This is a genomic window from Deltaproteobacteria bacterium (genome assembly GCA_030654105.1).
Lineage (GTDB): Bacteria > Desulfobacterota > SM23-61 > SM23-61 > SM23-61 > JAHJQK01.
Window position 1 is genome coordinate 1 of record JAURYC010000127.1, and the last position, 3182, is coordinate 3182.

The window sequence follows — 3182 nt, forward strand, 5'->3', positions numbered from 1 at the left end:
TTATTTTCTTTTTAGTTTATCCTGATAATCTGTGTTTACCCTGTTAGATAGTAAACATCTAACAGGGTGAATCCGTGTCCAAAAAGGAATTTCCTATCCATTAAATTTATCCCCGGAGTTTCATAAGGCTGTCTGTAAGACGAAAGAACATTTCCTTGGTTGATCTCTAAAGTAGACCACAGAAAAGACGTTCTGATGATGAAAGGAGGCTACCATGCTCTATGACGCCCTGCTGACCGAAGAAGAGAAAGCGCTGCGGGATGAAGTTCGCCAATTTGTCAGGGATGAAGTGCCGGCAGACCTTTTGCGAGCCATGGACCGGGACGAGATCAAGTTTCCTTATGAATTTATCGCTAAGCTGGCCGAACATAGCCTTCGGGGAATACGGTTCCCCAAAAAATGGGGTGGGCGGGAGTTACCCTGGACCGCGGAAGTCGTAGCCGAAGAGGAAGTGGGGGTTCTGGGAGTGGCCTTGGGTTGTGCTTTTGTGATGTCTTCCATCGTGGGTGAGGCTCTCAACGTCTTTGGAACTGATGAACAAAAAGAAAGATATTTGAGACCCATCATCACCGGCACCAAGATCCCGGAAGAAGCCCTTACCGAACCGAGGGGTGGGTCTGATTTTTTCGGGGCCACGACCCGCGCAGTTGCTGATGGTGATTCTTTTATATTGAATGGCCAGAAACGTTTTGTGGTCGGAGCCGAAGCGGCAGATTTCTTCACTGTTTACTGTAACACGGACCCCAAAGCACCTCTTCATCAGCGGATCTCCATGTTTATCGTGGAGAAAGGTCCGGGAGTCCAGGTGGAACATGTATACGGCCTCCTGGGATGCCGGGGCACTGGCGTGGGAAGGCTGGTCTTCCGGAACTGTCGTGTACCCAAGGAGAACCTGGTTGGAAAGCTGGGATATGGTGCTCTGCTTTTCGACCGGATGATGATCCCGGAACGCCTCACTTCGGCTGCAGCATCTGTAGGGGGGGGCCGTGGGGCCTTGGAAGTTGCCATCCGCTACAGCGACCGAAGGGTCGCCTTTGGCAAGAAAATCCGGAAGTTTCAGGCAGTCAGTTCGATGATTGCCGACGCAATGACCCGGTTGGATGCGGCCCGGGGGTTGGTTTATGGAGCGGCCAAAACCGTGGACAGAGGAATGCCCCATCGGCGGTTGGTCAGCGAAGCCAAGAAATTTGCTACGGAAGCTTCCTGGTCTATCGTTAACATCGCCATGCAGGTTTTAGGGGGAATCGGTTATACCAATGTTTACCCCTTAGAGAGGTATCTGCGTGACTCCCGCCTGTGCCTCATCTGGACGGGTACGAGTCAGATCATGGACGCTCTCATCCAGCATGAAACTTTCCAAGAGTTCCTAGGCGATCTGAGTGATCGCCGGAATGTGGAAATGGATGCCATGGGCATTGACGCCGAGAAAGAAAAAATCTATACGGATGAGGATATGTGGAGGAACTTTTAAATTCGGAATGCCGAATGAGGAATGCGGAATAAAAATCTAAACCCGTTATTCCGGTTAGAAATTCCGCACTCCGCACTCCGCACTCCGAATTCCACATTGAACATATGGCTTACCGGATTACTGAGCGCTGCACCAACTGCGGAGAATGCTTGCAAGTCTGTCCCCTCGAGGCTATTTCTGCCGGAAAAGAAAGGCCCAGGATCGATCCTGACCTTTGCACCGACTGCGGTACGTGTTCGGACATCTGCCCTGCGCGGGCGATTGAGGGTGGTTGATAAAAGGTATCCGCGGGGCACCGGAGGAATTGAAATCTTACTTAACTGCCTGATTCGGTATGTTCGATAAGGAAGGATTTTTCTAGGTATGAAGACCTGAAGGGAAAGACGGCCTTGGTTACGGGGGCAGGGAAAAGAACTGGAATTGGTTTTGCCATTGTCGCGAAAATGGCTTCCTGTGGCGCTAATGTCATCATTGCCGATCTCGGAAAGGGCCCGGAGAGCGTTGGTGGTGTAAAAATGGGAATGCGCCAAGAGATGCAGAGCATCGCCAGCAGTCTGGCAGAAAAATATGGGGTTAAAACCCTGGCTCTTGACCTGGACGTAACCAGCAACGATTCCATTCAACAAATGATTCAAAATGAATCAACTCATCGACCAAACGGAAAGAAGTTCAGCCCTCAGGCATCGGTTTGCACCCTGGGTCGAATTTCTCAAAGAAAAAGAAAAGGACAAGAAAGCTTTCGGAGCATTAAATTGGGGAAGTAAATCTATCCCCGCCCACCACATGCGCATCTGTGCCGAAGTCAACAACTATATGAATCGGGAAGATGATATTGTGGTCAGCGACGGCGGAGATACCCAAGTGTGGATGTCTATGACCCGGACCGTCAGACAATCCGGGCATTACCTGGAATCCGGGTTATTTGGGTGTCTCGGCTGCGGCCTCCCCTATGCCCTTGGCGCTAAATTGCTCTACCCGGATAAACGGGTCTGCCTGGTCACCGGCGACGGTTCTATTGGCTTTAACTTTATGGAATTTGAAACGGCCCTCCGGAAAAACCTGCCGGTGGTCACGGTCATCTGCAACGACCAGCAGTGGGGAATGATCCGGCATTCGCAGGAAGTCAAACTTGGCCGTTTCATCAAAGAAGGAACGGAGATCGGCATGGTCAATTATCATAAGGCAGTGGAAGCTCTCGGTGGAAAAGGAATACTGGTAGAAACCCCCGAGGACATCCGGCCGGCCCTGGATGAGGCTTTTGCTGCGGGTGTGCCTGCCTGCCTAAACGTCATCACGGATCCCAAACCCATCAGCCCGGGCAGCATTGTCCTGGCCATGGTTGCCGGATTTGATGTATCGAAATTTTTTAAATAGAACCATTAATTGTGGATTGCGGACCGGTGGATGAAAAAGAAAATTCAGGCCAGGCTGTTGGTTGCTTCCATCGCCTGGGCCTCATCAGCCATGGCGGTCACCCAGGATGTTATCCATCCGGGGTTGCGGGCCATATCTTATGCGCTTTGCGTAATCGCGCAAAATTTACTGGGCAGCTCTCTCGGCCCCATCGTAACCGGAGCCCTTTCGGACCGGTACGGGATTACCGTGGCCCTGCAGATGGCTTGCCTTATGCCCTTGTTCTCATCCGTTGTTTTTTACTGCGGTTCAAGGTTCTACCCAAAAGACTTGGATAAGGTGGAAAAAGTCAACCTGA

The 3182-nt window shown here is 51.3% G+C and carries 5 protein-coding genes; all 5 read left to right on the forward strand.

Annotation, left to right across the window (positions count from 1 at the left end; translation table 11 throughout):
* Window positions 1–214 precede the first annotated feature (214 nt).
* Entirely contained in the window at window positions 215–1471 is a 1257-nt protein-coding gene (locus tag Q7V48_05045) for an acyl-CoA dehydrogenase family protein (GenBank protein ID MDO9210100.1), read from the forward strand.
* A gap of 104 nt (window positions 1472–1575) precedes the next feature.
* Window positions 1576–1746: a 4Fe-4S binding protein gene (locus Q7V48_05050; GenBank protein MDO9210101.1), complete on the forward strand. Its 171-nt coding sequence runs from the start codon at window positions 1576–1578 to the stop codon at window positions 1744–1746.
* Window positions 1747–1860: 114 nt separating this feature from the next.
* A complete protein-coding gene (locus tag Q7V48_05055) occupies window positions 1861–2235 on the forward strand; it encodes a hypothetical protein (protein ID MDO9210102.1) in 375 nt (124 codons plus the stop codon).
* Between the two features lie 49 nt (window positions 2236–2284).
* On the forward strand, window positions 2285–2845 hold the full coding sequence (locus Q7V48_05060; GenBank protein MDO9210103.1) for a thiamine pyrophosphate-dependent enzyme: 561 nt from the start codon (window positions 2285–2287) through the stop codon (window positions 2843–2845).
* 30 nt (window positions 2846–2875) lie between these two features.
* The coding region (locus Q7V48_05065) for a hypothetical protein (protein MDO9210104.1) at window positions 2876–3182 on the forward strand (307 nt) is incomplete at its 3' end.